This window comes from Streptomyces sp. NPDC051582 (genome assembly GCF_040681715.1).
Lineage (GTDB): Bacteria > Actinomycetota > Actinomycetes > Streptomycetales > Streptomycetaceae > Streptomyces.
Genome location: NZ_JBFAZJ010000095.1, coordinates 1 through 2,154 on the forward strand (window position 1 = coordinate 1; position 2,154 = coordinate 2,154).

General features: G+C 72.9%; 2 protein-coding genes. Both read left to right on the forward strand.

The features are described 5' to 3' along the window. Positions 1-2,025 (forward strand): SDR family NAD(P)-dependent oxidoreductase (locus AB0M92_RS39175; protein ID WP_366107174.1); only part of this gene is annotated, 2,025 nt, incomplete at its 5' end. After that, positions 2,025-2,154, forward strand: a 130-nt coding sequence (locus tag AB0M92_RS39180) for a beta-ketoacyl synthase N-terminal-like domain-containing protein (RefSeq protein ID WP_366107175.1), incomplete at its 3' end; no start/stop codon positions are given. The genes AB0M92_RS39175 and AB0M92_RS39180, both read left to right, overlap by 1 nt.

The window sequence follows — 2,154 nt, forward strand, 5'->3', positions numbered from 1 at the left end:
ACCACACCCCACTGGCCCACCTACCACAACCACCAACAACGCCACCACATCCCCCTCCCCACCTACCCCTTCCAACACAAGCACTACTGGCTGGACCGGCAGGCCGCCACGCCTCAGGCCGCCGGCCGTGCCGCGATGCGCCGCGACGACATCACGCAGTGGTTCTACGCGCCGTCCTGGCAGCGGGAGGCCCTGCCCGCCGGGGAGCAGCCGGACGCCGGGCGGCACTGGCTCGTCTTCGCCGACGCCGTGGGAGTGGGAGAGGCAGTGGCCGGGCGGCTGCGGGCCGCCGGTGCCGCCGTCACCGTGGTGGAGGCGGCCGGCGCGTGGGCCGACCGAGGGGACGGCCGCTACGCCGTCGACGCGGGGAACGGCTCCGACTACGAGCGGCTGATCGCCACCCTGCGCAACGGCCCCGCCGGCGCGCCCACCCGCATCGTCCACAGCTGGAACGTCACCGCACCGGGTGAGGAGGGCAGCCTCCGGCACGGTTTCGAGAGCCTGATCCTCCTGGCCCAGGCCCTCACCCGGCATGCGGACGGCGAGCCGCGCCGGATCTGGGTGCTCAGCAACGGCCTGCACGACATCACCGGCGCCGAGGTGCTCTCGCCGCTGAAGGCCACCCTGCTGGGCCCGTGCCGTGTGCTGCCCCGCGAGCTGCCGGACACCGCCTGCCGCAGCGTCGACCTCGACTACGGCGCCGCTCTCACCGAGCGGGAGCTGGTCCGCCTGATGGCCGAGCTGGCCGCCGAGCCGGAGCGGGGACCGCAGACGGTGGCGCACCGCGGCGGCCACCGCTGGTCCCAGCACTTCGTGCAGCAGCCGCTGCCGCACGGCGACCGGCCGCCGGTGGTGCGCGAGGGCGGCGTCTACCTGGTCACCGGCGGCACCGGCGGCCTGGGGCTGGCCCTCGCCGGGCACCTCGCGGCGGCCGGGGCACGGATCGCGCTCACCGCGCGCACCGGGCTGCCCGACGCCGCGGAGTGGGACGAGTGGCTCGCCCGCAATCCCGGAAGGAGCCGGCTGTCCCACGTCGTACGCGAGCTGGTGCGCCTCCGCGACGCGGGAGCAGAGCTCCTCGTGTGCCAGGCCGACGTGAGCGACCGGGCGGCGATGGACGAGGCCGTCCGGCGGACCGTCGGGCGCTGGGGCCCCATCAACGGCGTCTTCCACATGGCGGGTGTCCCCAGTGGCGGCCTGATCCAGCTCAAGGACCTCCGGGCGGCAGCCGAGGTCCTGCTCCCGAAGGTGCGCGGGACCCTGGTGCTGGAGGAGGCGCTGGCAGGGCAGGAGCTGGACTTCCTGGTCCTGTTCGGATCGAACGGCGCGAACATGGGCAGTGCCGGCCAGGTCGACTACTGCGCCGCCAACTGCTTCCTCGACGCCTTCGCCCAGGACCGCGGCCGCACCCGGCGGGTGATCGCGATCGACTGGGGTCCCTGGCGCGAGGTCGGCATGTCGGCCGACGCCGCGACCCCCTTCGCCGATCAGGTGGACCAGCGAGCCATGTCCCCCTCCGAGGGGCTGCGGGCCCTCGACACCATCCTGGCGGGGGTGTCGGAACCGCAGGTCGTCGTGTCGCCGGCCGAGCTGTCGGCGCTCTTCGAGAACGCCTTCTCGCTGGAGCAGGACATCGTTGCGGAGCCTCTCGGCGCCGTGCACGAGCGCCCGGACATCCTGACCGAGTTCGTGGCGCCGCGCACCGACGCCGAGCGCACGATCTGCGAGGTCTGGCAGGAGCTGCTGGGCATCGAGAAGGTCGGCATCCAGGACAGCTTCTTCGATCTGGGCGGGAACTCCCTGATCGCGATCCAGGTGGTGAGCACTGTCAACACCCGCCTCGGCGCGAAGCTCGCCCTCGGTGACCTGTACGAGGGGCTGACGGCGTCGCACCTGGCCGCCGTGGCGGAGAAGCCCGTGGAGCAGACACCGCGGAACAGCCTCAAGACGCTTGAGGAACGTAGAGACAAGATGCAGCAGCGCCGGCGCCAGCAGCAACGGCGCCGGACGGCAAGGGGCGAATGATGACCACTGAGTTCACGGACCTCCCGGAGCGGGACGGTGTCGCGATCGTCGGGATGGCGGGGCGCTTCCCCGGCGCGGGGGACCTGGCGGAGTTCTGGTCGAACCTGCGCGACGGTGTGGAGTCGATCC